General features: G+C 56.5%; 17 protein-coding genes. 4 read left to right on the top strand and 13 right to left on the bottom strand.

The annotated features are described in order from the left end of the window. Nucleotides 1-22 precede the first annotated feature (22 nt). Both JTM80_RS18025 and dps read left to right on the top strand, forming a co-directional pair. Nucleotides 23-256, top strand: coding sequence for a hypothetical protein (locus JTM80_RS18025; protein WP_172355187.1), 234 nt, complete (start codon nucleotides 23-25; stop codon nucleotides 254-256). Between the two features lie 204 nt (nucleotides 257-460). Then, nucleotides 461-1,057 (top strand): DNA starvation/stationary phase protection protein Dps, encoded by a 597-nt coding sequence (gene dps / locus JTM80_RS18030; RefSeq protein WP_172355185.1) that lies wholly within the window; start codon nucleotides 461-463, stop codon nucleotides 1,055-1,057. Between the two features lie 42 nt (nucleotides 1,058-1,099). Here the strand turns inward: dps and lysS are convergent, their stop codons facing one another. From lysS to JTM80_RS18065, 7 genes are all read right to left on the bottom strand, one after another. Beyond that, complete coding sequence (lysS, locus tag JTM80_RS18035) at nucleotides 1,100-2,608, bottom strand: lysine--tRNA ligase (RefSeq protein ID WP_205369994.1); 1,509 nt, start codon at nucleotides 2,606-2,608, stop codon at nucleotides 1,100-1,102. Between the two features lie 81 nt (nucleotides 2,609-2,689). Further along, a complete protein-coding gene (locus JTM80_RS18040; RefSeq protein WP_205371462.1) occupies nucleotides 2,690-3,496 on the bottom strand; it encodes an ABC transporter permease in 807 nt (268 codons plus the stop codon). A 348-nt stretch (nucleotides 3,497-3,844) separates the two neighbouring features. After that, nucleotides 3,845-4,426 carry a thylakoid membrane photosystem I accumulation factor gene (locus tag JTM80_RS18045; RefSeq protein WP_172358875.1) on the bottom strand — a complete coding sequence of 194 codons (582 nt, stop codon included), beginning with the start codon at nucleotides 4,424-4,426 and terminating at the stop codon, nucleotides 3,845-3,847. A 157-nt stretch (nucleotides 4,427-4,583) separates the two neighbouring features. Next, nucleotides 4,584-5,177 (bottom strand): hypothetical protein, encoded by a 594-nt coding sequence (locus JTM80_RS18050; protein ID WP_172355179.1) that lies wholly within the window; start codon nucleotides 5,175-5,177, stop codon nucleotides 4,584-4,586. Nucleotides 5,178-5,246: 69 nt separating this feature from the next. Beyond that, nucleotides 5,247-7,229 carry a DUF3685 domain-containing protein gene (locus JTM80_RS18055; RefSeq protein ID WP_172355177.1) on the bottom strand — a complete coding sequence of 661 codons (1,983 nt, stop codon included), beginning with the start codon at nucleotides 7,227-7,229 and terminating at the stop codon, nucleotides 5,247-5,249. Nucleotides 7,230-7,353: 124 nt separating this feature from the next. Continuing rightward, the gene (gene pgsA, locus JTM80_RS18060) at nucleotides 7,354-7,845 is read right to left on the bottom strand and encodes a CDP-diacylglycerol--glycerol-3-phosphate 3-phosphatidyltransferase (protein WP_205369996.1); all 492 of its coding nucleotides are present in this window, start codon (nucleotides 7,843-7,845) and stop codon (nucleotides 7,354-7,356) included. A 125-nt stretch (nucleotides 7,846-7,970) separates the two neighbouring features. Next, nucleotides 7,971-9,031 (bottom strand): ISKra4 family transposase gene (locus tag JTM80_RS18065; RefSeq protein WP_205369998.1). Its coding sequence is split into 2 segments (ribosomal slippage): nucleotides 7,971-8,875 and nucleotides 8,875-9,031, totalling 1,062 coding nucleotides; the frame shifts between segments, so codons are not numbered across the junction. Nucleotides 9,032-9,621: 590 nt separating this feature from the next. On the opposite strand from JTM80_RS18065, the gene JTM80_RS18070 reads away from it, so the two are divergent. Both JTM80_RS18070 and JTM80_RS18075 read left to right on the top strand, forming a co-directional pair. After that, complete coding sequence (locus JTM80_RS18070; RefSeq protein WP_172355173.1) at nucleotides 9,622-10,134, top strand: hypothetical protein; 513 nt, start codon at nucleotides 9,622-9,624, stop codon at nucleotides 10,132-10,134. 171 nt (nucleotides 10,135-10,305) lie between these two features. Continuing rightward, nucleotides 10,306-10,938 (top strand): DNA-3-methyladenine glycosylase, encoded by a 633-nt coding sequence (locus tag JTM80_RS18075; RefSeq protein WP_172355171.1) that lies wholly within the window; start codon nucleotides 10,306-10,308, stop codon nucleotides 10,936-10,938. Nucleotides 10,939-11,085: 147 nt separating this feature from the next. Here the strand turns inward: JTM80_RS18075 and JTM80_RS18080 are convergent, their stop codons facing one another. The 6 genes from JTM80_RS18080 to JTM80_RS18105 all read right to left on the bottom strand — a co-directional run bounded on the left by JTM80_RS18080 (nucleotide 11,086) and on the right by JTM80_RS18105 (nucleotide 16,294). Beyond that, the gene (locus JTM80_RS18080) at nucleotides 11,086-11,442 is read right to left on the bottom strand and encodes a Spx/MgsR family RNA polymerase-binding regulatory protein (RefSeq protein ID WP_172357464.1); all 357 of its coding nucleotides are present in this window, start codon (nucleotides 11,440-11,442) and stop codon (nucleotides 11,086-11,088) included. 246 nt (nucleotides 11,443-11,688) lie between these two features. Then, entirely contained in the window at nucleotides 11,689-13,656 is a 1,968-nt protein-coding gene (locus JTM80_RS18085; protein ID WP_172357462.1) for a serine/threonine-protein kinase, read from the bottom strand. Nucleotides 13,657-13,798: 142 nt separating this feature from the next. Next, nucleotides 13,799-14,455: a V4R domain-containing protein gene (locus JTM80_RS18090; protein WP_172357460.1), complete on the bottom strand. Its 657-nt coding sequence runs from the start codon at nucleotides 14,453-14,455 to the stop codon at nucleotides 13,799-13,801. Nucleotides 14,456-14,639: 184 nt separating this feature from the next. Next, a complete protein-coding gene (locus JTM80_RS18095; protein ID WP_172357458.1) occupies nucleotides 14,640-15,131 on the bottom strand; it encodes a hypothetical protein in 492 nt (163 codons plus the stop codon). A 147-nt stretch (nucleotides 15,132-15,278) separates the two neighbouring features. Next, nucleotides 15,279-15,620 carry a hypothetical protein gene (locus JTM80_RS18100; protein ID WP_172357456.1) on the bottom strand — a complete coding sequence of 114 codons (342 nt, stop codon included), beginning with the start codon at nucleotides 15,618-15,620 and terminating at the stop codon, nucleotides 15,279-15,281. After that, nucleotides 15,617-16,294 (bottom strand): V4R domain-containing protein, encoded by a 678-nt coding sequence (locus tag JTM80_RS18105; RefSeq protein WP_068509716.1) that lies wholly within the window; start codon nucleotides 16,292-16,294, stop codon nucleotides 15,617-15,619. The genes JTM80_RS18100 and JTM80_RS18105 overlap by 4 nt, the downstream gene beginning before the upstream one ends. Between the last annotated feature and the right edge of the window lie 173 nt (nucleotides 16,295-16,467).

A 16,467-nucleotide genomic window follows, 5' to 3' on the forward strand; every position in this document is an offset into this window, starting at 1 on the left:
CCTGGGGCATTTCTGCCTGACTATGAATTATCCCATTCCGAGTAGTTCTCAAGAAGTCGTTGCCCTCCGCCAGCAGCCCGTAGACGATGAGCTGATTGCCGCGGCGATCGCCGGAGTCATCTACGTCGCGCGATCGCAGGGACAAACGCTGCAAGATCTCACCGCCGAGGTTATGGCGGACGATCGCCTGCTGGATGCCGATTTGCGGCGTTGGCTCAGCGATATCGTCTCGCAGGCGTGGGATCAGCTTGCCTAGCGCCCAGAGGTGCGTCGTTTATCGACCCTGTGCTTTACGTAATAATCATTCTGTTGTGCAGAAGCATTTTGTTTTACAGGCTGTTTACAAGCTCTGTTCGTAACCCCTGTTTGTAACAACATCCTGTTTGTAACAACATTCTGTTTGTAACCAGAGGGAATACGCTATGCTGAGTGCTTGAACCTCTAGCCAGGATGCAGGCTCATGGGCAGCAACGGTCGCAGCACAAATGGCAAAAGCCAACCGCTTTACGCAACCCGGATTGACCTTTCCTCCGAACTTCGCACAAAAGTCATTGCTATTTTGAACCACTCCCTTGCCTCGACGCTGGATTTGAAAACCCAGGTCAAGCAGGCTCACTGGAACGTCAAGGGATTACAGTTCTACCAACTGCACCAGCTATTCGACGAGATGGCTTCGGAGCTAGAAGAGTATGTGGACATGGTGGCAGAGCGCGTCACGGCGCTGGGCGGGCTAGCCGTTGGGACTGCTCGCACTGCGGCATCTCAGTCTATTCTGCCAGAGTATCCCTTCGACATTTTGGACGGCAAAGATCACGTCATCGCTTTGGCAGAGCGCTATGCTGCCTATGGAAAGCTGGTGCGCGAGTCCATCGACGCGACCGATGACCTGGGTGATGCCGATACGGCTGACCTATACACCGAGATCTCGCGGGATATCGACAAGCGCCTTTGGTTCCTAGAAGCGCACCTACAAACTTCGGTGGAGGAAGGGGTGGCCGCCGCTGTGTCCGAAGTCGCAGAACCGAAAGCCAAGAAAACGGCGAAACGGGCAAAGTGAGCAACTGTTCGGATGAGTCTTAACTTGCCCATTACTCCTCCATTACTCCTCTCTTGCCTCCGGCTTTAGCAGGGGGAAGGCAATCACGTCGCGGATACTGGCAGAATCAGTCAGCAGCATGACAAGGCGGTCGATGCCTGTGCCCATGCCCATCGTGGGTGGCAGCCCATACTCCAGCGCCATCAGAAAGTCTTCGTCTACACCGTGGGCTTCCAGGTCGCCTGCGGCCTTGCGAGCCGCCTGGGCTTCGAGGCGCTGACGCTGATCCACCGGATCGGTTAGCTCAGAGTAGCCATTTGCCGTTTCGCGCCCTACGATGAATAGCTCGAATCGCTCCACCAGACCGGGTTTGCTGCGGTGCGCCTTAGCCAGGGGTGAGTTCTCGACTGGGTAATCTGTAACAAAGGTGGGCTGAATCAGTGTCGCCTCGACCTTTTGCTCAAAGGCTTCTATCAGCAGGCGACCGATCGAGTCGCACTTGTCTAAATCTTTGAGACCAGCGGCGATCGCCCCTTCTTTTGCCTCCTCCAGCGTCGTGAACTGGGTAAAATCCAGCCCCGTGTGTTCCTGCACTAGCTCGTGCATCGTGACTCTGCGCCAGGGCGGGGTCAGGTCAATGGCTTGTCCCTGGTAGGTGATTTTCAAATCATCGAGAACTGACTTGGCAGCGGCGACGATCATCTCCTCCGTCAGCGTCATCATCTGCTCGTAATCGCCGTAGGCCTGGTATACCTCGATGGAGGTGAATTCCGGGTTGTGCCGGGTCGAAACGCCTTCGTTGCGGAAGATGCGCCCGATTTCAAACACCTTCTCAAAGCCGCCCACCACCAGCCGCTTCAGATGCAACTCGGTGGCAATGCGGAGATACAAATCCATCTCCAGCGTGTTGTGGTAGGTAATGAACGGCCGCGCTTCGGCTCCCCCCGCCTCCGATTGCAGCACGGGTGTTTCAATTTCGATAAAGCCCCGGTCGGTGAGAAAGCGACGGATGGCAGTGGTGATGAGCGATCGCCGTCGAAATGTCTCCCGCACCTCTGGATTTACGATCAAATCCACATAGCGCTGACGGTAGCGCTTTTCCACATCCGTCAGCCCGTGCCACTTGTCGGGCAGGGGTTGCAGCGACTTGGTGAGGATGGAATAGCGCTGCACGTTAATCGACAACTCGCCCTTCTCGGTGCGTTTGATGGTGCCCGTTGCGCCCAGGATATCCCCCGCATCGGTCAACGTTTTCAGATGGTCAAACGCCTGCGGGTCGAGGTCTGCCATGCCCGCTTCGATGGTCTTTTTGTCGAGATAAAGCTGAATGGTGCCCGTTTCGTCTTGCAGCGTGAAAAAAGCCAGTTTGCCAAAGACGCGACGATTCATCACGCGCCCCGCCACCGACACGACGACCTCTACCTCTTGCCCTGCCGCCAGATCCGCATATTTCTCCTGCAACTCCGCAGCGTGGTGCGTGACATCCCAGCGATAGCCGTAGGGATTGAAGCCTAGTTCGCGGAGTTGGGTGGCTTTTTCGAGGCGGGCAGCGCGGAGATCGTCGGACGACATTAGATTCAGAAGATTAGATTAGAAGTTTAGAGATGTATCGGGTTAAAGGGGACTCAGTGTCCAGCCTGGGGCTTCTGGGCGCTAGTCTCGCTGGTGGGAGAACTGGTATGCGCCGACGGCAGAGAGGGCGATCGCCACCGTCAGCAGCACTGGAATACTGTACCAGGGAAACTGGCTCAGCGGCAGATAGGCGGCAGCGCGGAGTCCAGTGCTTGTGTAGGTCAGCGGCAGCAGGTAAACGATAAATTTGAGGATTGCAGGCAGGGTTTGCGGGTCAAAAAAAGTCGCGCCCAGAAACGACATGGGCACAATCAGAAAATTATTCAACAGCCCCACACCCTCCAGCGACTTCACATTCAGCCCCACAATCACGCCCAGCCCAGAAAACACGGCGCAGTTCAGCACCAGCACCAGCAAAAACAGCGGACTGATGAAGCCCAGGTTGCGGGTAAACAGCAGCGCAATCAGAATCACTGAAGCCGAGGTCATCAGCCCCCGCAGCACGCCCGCCATCATCTTGCCCAGGAACAGCGCCAGGGGATGCACAGGCAGCAGCAGGATTTCTTCAAAGGTTTTGCTATAGAGCCGCTCGCCGCAGATGGAAAATGTCGTGCCGCCGAAGCTGATGGTCATGGAGGACAGGGCGACCATTCCCGGCAGGATGAAGTCTAGGTAGGTATTGCCGACGGGAGGCTTCATCGCCGAGTCGAGGGCGCTGCCCAGCCCCAGCCCAAAGGCGAGAATGTAGATCAGCGGCGAAACCAAGCCCGATGCGGCGACCTGGGCGATTCGGACTCGCAAGTCAAGCCAATCGCCCCAAAAGACGGTCAGTGCATCTTGCAGGATGTTACTGATAAGAGACGTTTTGCGAATTTGCCCAAATTCCAGCGAAGGTTGCGCGGTCACGGCAGCGTGGGTAAATGTTACCCCTAAATTTTACATTTCTTAGGACTTTCCGATCTGATTAGGACTTATGCAGTTGAACAATTTCTCGCAGGCTGCGCCCACCAGAAATTGTCCAAAATTCAGAAAGCTTATTGCAAGTGCGTAAGTCCTGCTGATTTTGGATGTTGGATTGGCGATTTTGGTTTGGCGATTTTGGATTGGCGATTTTGGTTTGTCAATCCGAGCCGCTGTAGCGCTTTCAGCAATTTGATCAGGAGGTTCGGGAGCCAATCGTGCTTCTCGTCAGGGCAGCGACGGCAGGCTGCTATTCGCCTTCTGTGCCCGTCTTAGCTACTGAGGAACCAGCTCAGTGTTGATTTCGTTGACGATTCGGCGCTTTAGCTCGACGGATTCTGAGCGCGGCAGCAGGTCGAAGACTTCCCGCAGCACGTCGTCAATGCGCTCGTAGGGAATGACTCCCGATTCATTCAGCACGACCTTGCCTGCCTTGTCGAACACGACTGTTTGGGGCGCATAGCCCGTTAGGTAATAGCCAGGTTCGCTGGGGTCATATTGGTCTTTGACAGGAATGGAGTCGATGCTGATGGGCAGGATGTCGGCGGCGCGCCCGTAGAAGGCATCGAGTTGGGAAATGACGGGGGCAAACTGCTTGCAGTCGGCGCTGTCGTCTACGTATAGCACCAGGATAGCGGGCGTATGGGTGCGGAGCGAGTCAGACAGCTTGAGGCTGGGCGGCACTAGGGAGCCGTTGCCTGCGTAGAGCGGAAAGATGTTGCCGTCGTAGTGATCATCTGTGAGGCTGGCGATCGCCGGATTGCCGCCCAGCAGCATACTAGCCAACACCAGAACGAGCAAGAGCGATCGCTTTGCCCACACAAGCTTCCGAAGTTGAGCGATCGCCGGATGCATCATTATGTTTTTCAAACCGCTTCTAAAACCCATCGCACGTTTAACGTCTTTTAACGTCCCGAAATATCCTGTCCTATTGTGACATCGAGTGACGTTCCGTGACGCTGCGGCGGGGGCGTGGCGTGTCCGGGGTGATGCATTTGGAGCGCGATCGCCATGCTTACCCACCGGACTGCTGTTCTTGAAAGCTCTGGATTACCTGTTGCAGCGTCGGCTGATTTTTCTCGAAATCAGCAGGCGGTGTCCAGGCGAGGATCTGGGCAAAGCGGGTCGGCGTTTCCACCACCGTATGCAGATACAGCACGTCAATGTTGTTGAGCGAGCCGCGCACCTGATACTGCACGGCCGGGTTGCCGCCCACCTGGGAAACGGGCGTGGGGCCACTGACTTCGGATTTTTCCAGTCGCCGCGTCAGGTAGCCGCGCGTGATTTCTGCATAGGTCTCGCGCTGCATTCCGCGAAACTCTGCCTTGGGCTGAGTCAGCACGATCAGATACATCTGCTCTGCCCGGTTCGACGCTTCCAACTGGGCGCGATCGTTCAGTTCGTCGTCTTTGACCCAACCCGACGGTAGCGTTATCGCAATCTGCCCGTCCTCGGAAATCAGCCGAGCCTGGGTCGGCAACGGTAAATTCGCTGGGGGCGGCGGCAGCGTCAGCACGATTTCCTCTGGCTGCGGCTCTTGTTCTGAAGGGGTGGGCGCAGGAACCAGGGTTGCGGCGATCGCCAGCCCGCCCAGCAACGCCAGCGGCACGCTTCCTTTTACCCATCTTGGAATATCTTTCAAATGCGTTATGTCCTCATCTCGCTTAAACTCGCCAAGCTAGCGTCCCCGGCTCCGTCCATACCGTCGCTCTTGGCGATCATAGCGCCCATCCTGCACAACGTTGTTCACGCCTTTGATGATGCCGCGCCCGATCAGCCCGATGCCGCGCCCGATCACCTCCGTCAGCACGTAAATCACGCCGCTGCCCAGCACAGAGATAACCGAACGCAGCCGAGGGGCGATCGCATCCCGCGTTTCCAGAGCCAGCGTGACCGCATAGGGCAGGCCCGACAGTTGTTCTAGCTCGTCGCGGCGGGGCGCGTAGATTGATTCCTGCTCAATGCCCCGCAGCCGCAGCACAAACAGACGGTATTGACTTTCAAAAATATCCTTCGGTTCTGCAAAATAGCGCTGCATCCGATAGCGCCAAGACAGGTCATTGCGAAACCGCTCAATGCCCCGACTCGACAGCAGCCGACGGTCATAAAACGACTGCTTGATGTCTTCTACATCGGCAAAGCGATTGAGCAACGGCTGCACGACAGCGTTGGCAATCTGAATCATCGTGTGGCTGAGCAGCAGCCCAGCCCGCCGCACCGCTTCGGGATTTCCGGCTGCGTAGGGCACACCGTCGATCACCAGCGGAGCCTGCACCAGCAAGTGCGCCAACAGGTCGCTGAATAGCGGAATCTTGCTGAGAATATCCGCCTGCACAATTGCCTGGTCGGCCAGCAGGTAGGGCGCAATTTCCACCTCCTGACCCGACAGCGCCAGCGTGCGATAGCGACCAAAAAACTCCACCGTCGTCGCCTGCCACAAATCCGCCAGCAGTTGGGGCTGCATGTCTGACAATCGCTGCTCTGGTACTTCGGCCACCCGCAGGTCATCCAGCAGGTCGTCTAGCTTGCGTAGCACCAGTCCAAACAACTCGCGCTTGCGATCGCTCCGCAAAATGTCTGTTTCCAGGGGCAAATCGGTGAGGTTGTCCAGATTGCCTTCCAGCGTTGCCAGCACCCGGTTAAATAGAACTGCCCGCATTTCACGAGAGGCTTGGGCCGTGGCCGTAGTCAGCGCGGGCTGGGGTGTGGCTGCCAAAGCCGTGGGGCGATTTCCCTCAGGAACCGATTGACCCACAGACGCACCAGATACAGGCTGGGGGCGGCCAGGGCGCGACGAAGATGCTGGACGGGCGATTCCCGTAGGGGTCGCTTCGCGAATCGCCGCTGGTGTGGCAGGGACGCTGAGGCTGGGCACGGGGTCTGGAGACACAGCATCCAGGGGGGTAGGAACCGTGGGCAGCGAAGGCTCCGAGACGGTTTCCAGCAGTTCCGGCGTGGCCAGCATCCGCAGCACAATCCACCGAGCCGCCCGTAGCTCTCGCCTGCGCCCCAACAATACCTGTCGCTGCAAAAAGGACAGGCGACGACTGCGGAGTTGGGCAGTGATCAGGGCGATCGCCTGATCGATTTGCTCTAGCCCCGACTGGCGCAGCGTCCGCTTTAGATAGCTGGCTTGGGACACGCGACGCGACAGCACCGGCCCGCGAGCCGCCGTTGCGCCACCACCCGCCAGCCCAGAGGAGGCCATCCAGTAGGGTTCCCCCGCGGCCACTTGCCGCAGGCATTTGGCGATCGCCCCGGGTTCCGCCCCCTTCAGGCAAAAGCCCTGCGCCCCCGCCCGCCGCACCGCATCCACCAAAATCGGCTCCGCTGTGGAACCCAGCACCAGCACCGGGATTTGCGGAAACATCGCCCGCAACTGCTGACACAGCGCCAATCCCTGCACTCGCGCTGGATTCGTGCGCCCCAGTTCCAAGTCCAGCAGCACCAGATCCACCGTTTCGCCCTGGCTTGTGCCCGTGTCCAAGCGCGTGCGAATCAGCAACGGCGCGTCTTCTCCACTGCCAGACTCAATCCCCACGCGAAACTCAGGAAACTGCTCCAACCACAGCCGCAACCCACCGCGAAACACCGCATCGTCGCTAATCAACGCAAGCTGGAGCGGGCGGGTGAAAAACACATCGGCAGAGCGCGAGGTCATGGGCGGGGCGAGAGGATGGGGGAAGCTTAATAAACTTTAAGGCATAGTTTAGGCGATCGCCCTACCGAGTTTCAGTTCGGCAGAGACAAGTTCGGGATTAAGGCTCATCCGCTCTCTCAAGCCCTCACCGCACATAAATTGCGCCAGACACCAGCGTCAGCCCGACGGACAGCCAAAAGGCGATCGCCGCTGCGGGGGTATCCATCGTCGGCGGACAGATTAGGAGGGCGATCGCCGCAATCTGGCTGACGGTTTTCAGCTTGCCCCAAAGGTTCGCGCCAGAAATCGTGGGTTGGCTGACCCGCCACCCGGCGATCGCCAGTTCTCGCGCCAAAATCAGAAACACCGCCCAGGCAGGAACCTGCCCAAGCTGGATTAGCATCAGCAGCGGAGCCAGCACCAGCAGCTTGTCTACCAGCGGATCGAGAAATTTGCCCAAATCCGTTACCTGGTTCAGCTTGCGGGCCAGATAGCCGTCTAGCCAGTCGGTTCCCGCCGCAACCAGAAAAATCGCCAGGGCAATCCAGCGCGATCGCTCGGTAGGATTTTGCAGCAGCACCAACAGCAGCGGCACGCCCAGCAGCCGAGAAACGGTGATCCAGGTGGGGAGGTTCATGGTGATGCAGGGAATGACTGACGGAGTAACTTCAACAAGTGTCAGTCTTTCACAAAAGTGCCAACAGACATCGGAGCCACTGCGACGAGAAGCTGTGGAATGGGTGCATCCCAGTCTTACAAGACTCAGGATGAGAATTGACCATTGAGATAAGCGCAGCGATGGCGAAGGACTTGTGGAACGTTGTCTTCCTTCCACTGAGCGCCTGAAATTTTCACCCGCCTACCAATTTGCTTGATAGTCGACTCCACGGCACCCGAGCCAATTGAAATCCCCTCAGCTTGGTAGTAGCTGTAGTTAACGATACGGAGCCGATGCTTAGCCAGATAGCCGATAAACTGGTCTACCCGCTCATGGGACCAGTCGTCGAATAGCCTAACCGCCCCATCCACATCCCCTTGCCACAAGCAGGCTTCGACGGCATCAAGACGCTGTTGAGACCCACCCACGTTACCCAAATTCTCCATCAGGTGGTACCAGTCCAAGATCTCAAGGCGCTCGCTGCGATGCCCGATCTGTGAAAACAGGTTCCAGATGCCGTCGTGACCATCCCCAAGACAAACGAGGGGATGCGCTAAGGGCTGCTGGTTGAGCCAGTTGACCAAGCTGTCGTTGTCTTTGTAGAAGGCGCTAATGCTGCACTGATGCAGGTTTACCCCCTTGTAATCGCGCCACTGGCAGGGCTGCCCCTGAGGAGTCCGCAGACGGACTTTGCCCCCGTCTAAGCTCATTTCCTTAACCCCGCTGTCCACCGCTGGTGGCTCTAGGTCTTGACGATGCACCAGCCGTTGCTGGGTACTCCCTGACACGCACACCCCGGTGAGCACAGCGATATCGTCGGCAGCTCGCGCATAGGCTTCGTTGGCACTCAGCAGCAAGCAGCACGTCTCAACCTGAGGACTCCACTGGGTGCGGGCCTTGACCTTAAACCGCTGGCTCTGGCGCTGACTCAGACTTAAGCGTCCGACGATACTCTGGATGTGCCGCTTTCGCCCAGAGCTTGTGCCGCTGCTTGTGCAGATAAAAAATTTCCGATCTCAGGCCCCACATACTCCAGTGGGTGGTCACGAACGGCGACTTCGATCCCGGCCAATGTTTTGACTTGTTCAGGGTCTGTCTCGTCGTAAAGCAACTCCGCTAACGCCAGTGCATGGGCTTTGATTTGGGCTTCCTTGGTGGCATCCATCGCTTCAACTATCCTTAGAGCAACTGCTCTGAGCCTACGGCGTCTGCCCTTAATCTGCACTAAGCACTTCTACTCATTGCATAACTGGGATGCACCCTGTGGAATCGTAGTTTCTTCTGATTGGGAATCATAGATTCTTCCTGATATAGCTGGGTTGTGCAAGTTTGCCCTCATCCCCCAGCCCCTTCTCCCTTTTTAGGAGAAGGGGAGCCGGATTGGAAGTCCTTCTCCCGCTTTGGGAGAGGAATTTAGGGTGAGGGTTACAAAAGTGGGATACACCCTCGTCCAAAACCCAAAGAACTTATCGCAAGTGTATAAGCTGGTTGCCTGACATAAGTCTCGAAAGCCCAGAAAATACATTGATTTAGAGATTTAGAACCGAAACTAATCTCCTTGAGCTAGAGATGGAAGGCTTGGCTGAAGGGGTCTTCAGACTGATACTTGCCACGAGAAATTAAGGGTTTCCCGCGATTTGTCAGGCAGTCAGGTGTCAGGAAGCTAGCACATTATCTGTCCGAAATCAAAAGCCTTGTGTTTGTAGCTTTCTCAGAAGCTATTAGCCCAACCCTTACTTTCCAGGAGTGCAACCTATGTCAGATAAAGAGTTGGTTCAGAAATCAAATGTCTTAATTAAAGTAGGCGGATTGTTAGGAGCCTTAGCTGTTGTAACCACATCTTTAGCGACTATCGTTAAAGACAGCAGCACTATCTGGGAGAAACTGCCTTTTGAAGCAGTGCCCGAAACAAAAAGCTCTTTGAGCTTGTCATCTCCGAATCCACAACTGAATCAGCCACAGAATAAAGAAAATGTATCCAAAACGCCATTCCCTTCAGAGAGGTACGAGTATGAGGAAGATGGCAAAACAAGGGCATTCTTTCGTGTTTCTGATGTGGTCTGGAAAGAAGAAAATGAGTTTGGTAAAGAGATTAATACCTTCAAAGAGATTGCGCGAGACTCAGATTTCATTACTCTTTATGACAAGAGTAGAGATATGAGAGTAAAGATACCTATTGAAGGCGGTCAAGTTTTAATCACATGGCCAGAAAGAAACTGGGTTGATTTGCAGTATCGTTACGTAGCGAAGAAATCCAGTACGAATTAGCTGTAGGGCACCTCAATTAATTTCCGGGCACCTCGATTAATTGCCTGATTGAGAATTTTAGGAGCCTGGAAACCTTGTTTTTTCGTAGCTATTCTCAAGAGGATCTGAATTTTTCGAGGTGCCCTTTCCTTATTGAGAATTCGAGGAGGGATAATCCAAAGAGGAATATAGATGGACTATTCAAGGGCGATCGCCCATTTGCAAGCGGCTGATCCCATCCTGGCAGCGACAATCGAGCGCAGCGGCCCCTGCACCCTCTGGCACGATCGGCAGACAGGCGATTTGCTGGAATCTCTAGCGGAATCCATCATTTACCAGCAGCTTTCCGGCAAAGCCGCAGGCACCATTCACCGCCGCTTTTTGGCACTCTATCCCCACACGCCGCACCCCACGGCTGCCGAAATTCTGGCTACGCCGGACGAGGTGTTGCGGGGTGCGGGGCTATCTCGCGCCAAGACGCTGTACGTCAAAGACCTGGCGCAAAAAGTGCTGGACGGGCTGCCCAGCCTAGAGGATCTGGAGCAACTGGAGGCTGATGCAATTATCCGCACGCTGACCCAAGTCAAGGGCATTGGCAAATGGACTGCGGAAATGCTGTTGATCTTTCGGCTGCACCGCTGGGACGTGCTGCCTGTAGACGACTTGGGCATTCGCAACGGAATGCGCTTGCTCTACAGCCTGCCCGACCTGCCCAACAAGAACACCATGCTGCAAATCGCCGAACCGTGGCGACCCTACCGCACGATCGCCGCTTGGTATCTGTGGCGCAGCGTGGATATCAAAGCGATGGGAAAAGAGGGGTAACGGGGTGTGGAGATGAAGAAGCACAGAGCGGGAGAGGGACTTCAACCCTCTCTTGCTCTCCTTCTCCCAAGTCGGGAGAAGGGGGCAGGGGATGAGGGCAGATTGAAAGTTGCACATCGCGTCTCGTAACGTTCTTCCATCACGCTCCTACACGCCCAGCGTCTCCTTCACCACGGCCTCCGCCGCCTTGAATCCCACCATCACGGCCTTGCCGTCTTTCACAAACAGCGGTCGCTTTAGCAGCATGGCATCTGCGGCAAAGGCTTTGGCCCAGTCTGCGTCGTCCCAGGTGTCTTTTTTCTCGCCCAGCGCCCGGTAGGACTGCCCTGAAGTGTTTCGCATCGGCTTTGACCCCAGCGCCGCGATCCAGTCCTCAATTTGCGCTTGGGTGGGTGGGGTTTCTTTGGTGTTGATGAACTCGTACTCGACTGCGTTGCGATCGAGCCAGGCGATCGCCTTTTTGCAAGTTCCGCAGTTAGGAATTCCGTAGACCTGGAGTGCCATTGCTGATTGACTTTCTGAGTGCCTTTGGTATCGATTTTAGATTTTGGATTTTAGATTTTGGATTTGCGATGTTGGGCTGCCAATTCAGCGGCTTTAGGACTGCGGCAAATTGCATCTACAGCGGCCTTCAGGCACGCTGACCCTTCAGGCACGCTGATACAGTGCCCAAGATTTTAGATTAGCAGGCTCTGGCTGGCAGTCCTCTGCAAAACACCAGATTCAAAAGCTTCAGACCATTAAGAACATTCAAAACATCAAATCCGTATCCATTTCCTTCAGGTTGAGCAAATGAAGTTGGGATTGGGCTTCGGTCTGGGTTGCCAGGAGGATGCCTGTGGTAGCAAACAGGGCGATCGCCACAGGTGAGGCAGGGCCCTGAAACCGCCCAACGGGTTGTCCCAGGTCGTCCAGCAGCAGCAGATCGCCCGCAGCGCTGGCCAGCACATAGCCCCAGTTCGCCGCCGCAAGCAACTTCGGCACAATTTCCACACCCAGCCGCACCACCCGAAATGGCTTCAGGTCAATCATCAGCAGCGCGTTGGGGTCGTCTGCATCGCAAGCGACTAGGCGATAGGGGTCGGAGGCGGCGGTGATATGGCCCAAACGCACAGGTAGCGTCAGGCAGCCCAGGCGATCGCCCCGTCGGTTAAACACCTCCAGCCAGGTTTCAAGGTGAGTATTGCCTCTCAAAATCTGCGACACCAGCACCAGATGCCGCCCGTCCAGCGCCGCCACATACAGCAATTGCCGACGATGATCGGCGGGGACTGGCAGCGGGATGGGGTTTGGCGCAGTCCACAGGGAGGTTGGGTGCTGCCCCAACGCGGCCCCATCAGGCAGCGATCGCAGCGTTAGGGAACCCGCTGCACCATCCCCCGACGGAGCGGCGATCGCCAGCCATCGCCCCGCCGCCTCGATCGCCACCAGACAATCCTGCTCCGTTTGGGCAATGGTCTGACAGCGCCAGGGCTGATTTGCATCGCTAGGCGGCACATCTAGCAAATAGATAGCCTGAGCGGCGATCGCAAAACAGCCCTGCGGCCGCACCTGCAATGCCCGAATAGGCTGCGGCAATTGCACAGCAGCCGGTGGGTCAACGTCTGCCAGGGGGCTGGGCCAGACCTCGGTGAGGTGGGTCTGGAACGAGACGCGATCGCCACTGGCTCGGTAGGTTTCTACCCTTTCTGGAAAAGGCTGGAACAGTGGCGTTCCCCGGCTGGGAGCGATCGCCAGCGCGGTGGTCGGCTGCTCTAGGGTCATAACGGAGCGCGATCGCCACGGCAGGAGCTTTAGGGGCTGGACAGGAGAAACAGTGGGCAGCGCCGGGGAAATCGTCATCGAGCGCGATTCGCAAAGCGATCCCTGCGGGCAGCGCCCATCCCAGTTGAGATTACCCAACCCATAGTCGGTGGCAGATTGCACGAGCGATCGCCACATCTCGCCCGCATTAGAAAATCGCCTCGCCGCCAGCTTTTGCAGCGCTTTCGACAGCAGCGGATGAAAGACAGCCGGAATCGAGTCCGGCAGCACCAGCGGCCGATTCAGATGAGCCGACATTAGCTCCGTTGGCGTGCCCGAAAACGGACGATAACCCGCCAGCAGTTCAAACAGCAAAATGCCGACGGAATAGAGATCCGCCGCAGGGGAATATTGTCCGTAAAACCGCTCCGGGGCCATATAGGCGGGAGAACCTGTATTTCCACCCCCCGACGGCGACTCCGCCAATTCCTGCCGCAGCCGCGCAATGCCAAAGTCTGAAATGCGGGCCGTCCAGCCCCACCGCTCCACGCTGAGGAGGATATTTTCTGGCTTGATATCGCAATGCACAATGCCCTGGCTGTGGGCATGTTCTAGCCCCGCTAGCATATCCGCTACCAGCTTCAGGCTTTGGGCAGGGTGCAGCCGATGGTCTTCGTTCAACAAGCTGCGAAGCGTCCCCCCTTCGCAATAGTCCATCACCAGATAGCGACCCGTGGCAGTATGCTCTAGCGCCTGACAGGTGACGATGTTTTCGTGCTGGAGCGTCAGCAAAAAGCGCAGTTCGCGCAGAAACTTGTGGGTCGGGAAGCGCTGTCGCTCCAGGTTTTTGAGGGCGACCAGTTGCCCCGTTTGCCGATGCACCGCGCAAAACACCCGACCGAATTGCCCCTGCCCAATCAGCCCCAACTGGCGATATCTAGAGCGCTGCCGCTCTTTTTTGGAAAAGCTGGCCACGGGTCACGCGAAAAAGAAGGGTTGAAACACAACAGGAACCCGAAGATGATTCAGGTTCCCTGAAGACTGGGATCGGTTGCAGCAGCATTGGCTCTCAAATCAGTCACAGATAAAGCGCTGGAGAACATTACAGGACGTTACGCTAGGCTTTGCAAAGCTGCTGCATAATTGCCTCGTGGTCGAGATTGGTGACCATCGTTTCGGCTGGCTCTAGCCGTTTGGGTAGCCCCAATACGAAACGATTGCAGTCTGCGCCCATCGACTCGCAGGTTGTTTGCACGCAATGCAACTCTCGCCCCGTAATCTGGCTAAAGAAAGAGGCCAGAACACCCGCTTCCAGATGACACACAGGCTGGTCTTTGCGGGGAGCCAGTCGCGCAAAGGGCGAGTTCCAGATCTTCACCACCAAAAAGCCGCGATGCTGATAGGTTTGATCCAGATCAATCTTGCCCCAGCCGTGGGTAATCCAGCACTGCTGGAGGCTCTGTAAAAACTCCACCATCGGCATATTCGACAGCGGCGTGCCGTAATAGTCGGTCAGCTCTTCCGAAAAGCGGCTGTAGAAGGTCTTGCCCCACCAGCGCCCGCAGTTGTATAGCACCAGCCGCGAGGCTTGGCCAGTTTCTTTGTCTAGCCCGCTGTAGATTGCCTGGATCAGCGTTTCGGGGAGGGCAATCAGGCGATCGCCCTGACGGTTTTCCAGCAGCCCCATTTCCAGATCGCTGCGGACGTAGGCATCGGTCGCAAAGTAGCTGCCGGGAATGCGGTTATTAACCAGTAAATCAGCGACGGAGATCATAGGTTTGTAGGGGTCAGGGATTGGGGATTAAGGAGCGGGAACTGGGGGTTGGACGGTCAGAAGTCCGCAGGGCAGGACGCAGGATTTTTGAAGTGGGGCAGTCCTTTGGCTAAATACTGAACACTAGATCCTGAACACTAAATCTGAACACTATCTGATTGCTGCCCCCCTTGACCTGTGCTGCCTAAAACAGGGCGGCTGCGGTGAGCGGTGCTTCGCCCGAAAGGTGCAGATCGCTCTGGGCGATCGCCAGCATCGGCAGCAGGAACTTGACCTGCTGGGGCGCGAGGTGATGGCTGAGGGATTGGCTTAGCAGGCGAAACAGCGCCGAGTCGATGCGCTGGCTGTCGTAGGCCTGAATCATTTGGGCCATGGGTTGCAGGCGGTCTTTGAGGAAGGCCTCATCGTTCATCAGCATGGCAGTAGCGCAGTGACGCAGCACCAGCAGCGCGTTTTTGACGCTGCGCTCCAGGGTTTCGGTCGATTCGCCGGGCAGTTCTGCCACCAGCCGATCGGCGGCTTGCTGCATGATAGTGATTTCGCGATCGCGCAGGCTGCAATAGGCATCCAGGCGGGCGGGAAGCGACTCGACATACTGGCTCAGCACGGCCAGTTCTTCGGGCTTGAGGTAGCGGTTTTCGGCTTCGTCGAAGAGTGCGTCGATTTGTGGGTGCATGGTGAGGGAAGAGGGAAGAACGAAGAGAGAAGAACGAAGAGAGAAGAACGAGGAGGGAAGAAGTTTGGATTTTTGTTTTTCGTTCTTCGTTTTTCGTTCTTCGTTTAAAACGTGGGGGAAAAGAGGGTTTAACTAGATATGGCGGGTTTAGAAGAGGTCGGAGAAGTCGTCGAGGGTGAAGGCATTGGCGGCGGGCTGGGGTGGCTCGCTGGAGAGGGGCAGATCGACTTCGGGGGCGATCGCCCTGCTGCTAGATGCACCATCCCAGTTCACTGAGGTAAAGAACTGGCGCACTGTCAGCATCAGGCTTAGCGGGCCGTCGCTGCTGGTCGCATCTAGGCGCACCTGCTCCACTTCGGGCGGGTTGTCGTCCCAGTTGATGCTGCTAAAAAAGCTGTGGGTGGTTTGGTGCAGCCAGGACGGGGGTTTGGGTTCGGCACTGGCGGGCTTGCTAAATCCGTTGCGTTCCATCAGGGCAGTGGGGTTCATTTCAGCCGATCTCCTGAGCGCAGCCGTTTTTCAATGTCTCGCGCCGTCGCGCCCTCGTTCATCCAGAAGGTGGCGGCATCGATGCGATCCTGTCCGCCCAGCAGAAACTTGCAGTAGGTTTCGCCCATCGAGTAGCACTGGATTTCGATGCAGCTCAGTTGCTTTTTCACCAGTTCAGTAAAGAAGCCTGCAAACAGGCCAGCGTAGAGATAGCAAACGGGTTTGCCCACGTCGCCCAGCGTCCGCGCCACGGCCGAGTCGAAGATATTGATGAACATGAAGCCCTGCTTGCGATCGCCCATGTCCACTTCCCAGCGTCCCCAGCCCTGCGAGGTGAAGGGCCACCACCAGGTTTCCAGCAAGAACAGCAGATTGGTCTGGCGAATGTTGCGGTCGAATTCTTTTTCAAACCACTTTTCAAAGAAGAAAGCGTCTTTTTGTCCCCATTCGCACCCAATCGTGTACATTGTGGCGGCGGAAGCATCGCCCACTTCTTCCTCCAGCCCTTCCACCAGACCAATGATGAAATCTTCGGTGGTGAGCAGGTTTTGACTGCCGTTCCAGTCCACAATCGTGCCCTTGTCGGGGTCAAACTGGAAAAAGTCGCGGAAGCCGTAGTGGTTGTGCTTCTTCGGGTTCCGCTGTTTGGTTGGGTTCTGAATGGCGTTCACCATAGTGGATTGCGGGGAGTAAGGGGGAACAGGAATCAGATCCGGCACATTTAGTAAAGGTTATACAGCGTCCGAATTTGATTTTTGAATTGTAATGTTGTGTGTTGTTTGCAACGGGGCTAAATCAGGACATACTGACCCGCTGCCGACTGGGTTGCAGCACGACTGACTCCAGC

The sequence above is a fragment of the Thermoleptolyngbya sp. PKUAC-SCTB121 genome (assembly GCF_016919485.1).
In the GTDB taxonomy this organism is placed as follows: Bacteria; Cyanobacteriota; Cyanobacteriia; order Elainellales; family Elainellaceae; genus Thermoleptolyngbya; species Thermoleptolyngbya sichuanensis.

Excerpts from the sequence above, each read along its gene's own strand:
- JTM80_RS18025 (WP_172355187.1), top strand. The coding sequence starts at position 23 with ATGAATTATCCCATTCCGAGTAGTTCTCAAGAAGTCGTTGCCCTCCGC.
- JTM80_RS18080 (WP_172357464.1), bottom strand. The coding sequence starts at position 11,442 with ATGGCACTCCAGGTCTACGGAATTCCTAACTGCGGAACTTGCAAAAAG.
- JTM80_RS18100 (WP_172357456.1), bottom strand. The coding sequence starts at position 15,620 with ATGAACCCCACTGCCCTGATGGAACGCAACGGATTTAGCAAGCCCGCC.
- JTM80_RS18095 (WP_172357458.1), bottom strand. The coding sequence starts at position 15,131 with ATGCACCCACAAATCGACGCACTCTTCGACGAAGCCGAAAACCGCTAC.
- JTM80_RS18105 (WP_068509716.1), bottom strand. The coding sequence starts at position 16,294 with ATGGTGAACGCCATTCAGAACCCAACCAAACAGCGGAACCCGAAGAAG.
- lysS (WP_205369994.1), bottom strand. The coding sequence starts at position 2,608 with ATGTCGTCCGACGATCTCCGCGCTGCCCGCCTCGAAAAAGCCACCCAA.
- JTM80_RS18075 (WP_172355171.1), top strand. The coding sequence starts at position 10,306 with ATGGACTATTCAAGGGCGATCGCCCATTTGCAAGCGGCTGATCCCATC.
- JTM80_RS18055 (WP_172355177.1), bottom strand. The coding sequence starts at position 7,229 with ATGACCTCGCGCTCTGCCGATGTGTTTTTCACCCGCCCGCTCCAGCTT.
- JTM80_RS18090 (WP_172357460.1), bottom strand. The coding sequence starts at position 14,455 with ATGATCTCCGTCGCTGATTTACTGGTTAATAACCGCATTCCCGGCAGC.
- JTM80_RS18070 (WP_172355173.1), top strand. The coding sequence starts at position 9,622 with ATGTCAGATAAAGAGTTGGTTCAGAAATCAAATGTCTTAATTAAAGTA.
- dps (WP_172355185.1), top strand. The coding sequence starts at position 461 with ATGGGCAGCAACGGTCGCAGCACAAATGGCAAAAGCCAACCGCTTTAC.
- JTM80_RS18045 (WP_172358875.1), bottom strand. The coding sequence starts at position 4,426 with ATGATGCATCCGGCGATCGCTCAACTTCGGAAGCTTGTGTGGGCAAAG.
- pgsA (WP_205369996.1), bottom strand. The coding sequence starts at position 7,845 with ATGAACCTCCCCACCTGGATCACCGTTTCTCGGCTGCTGGGCGTGCCG.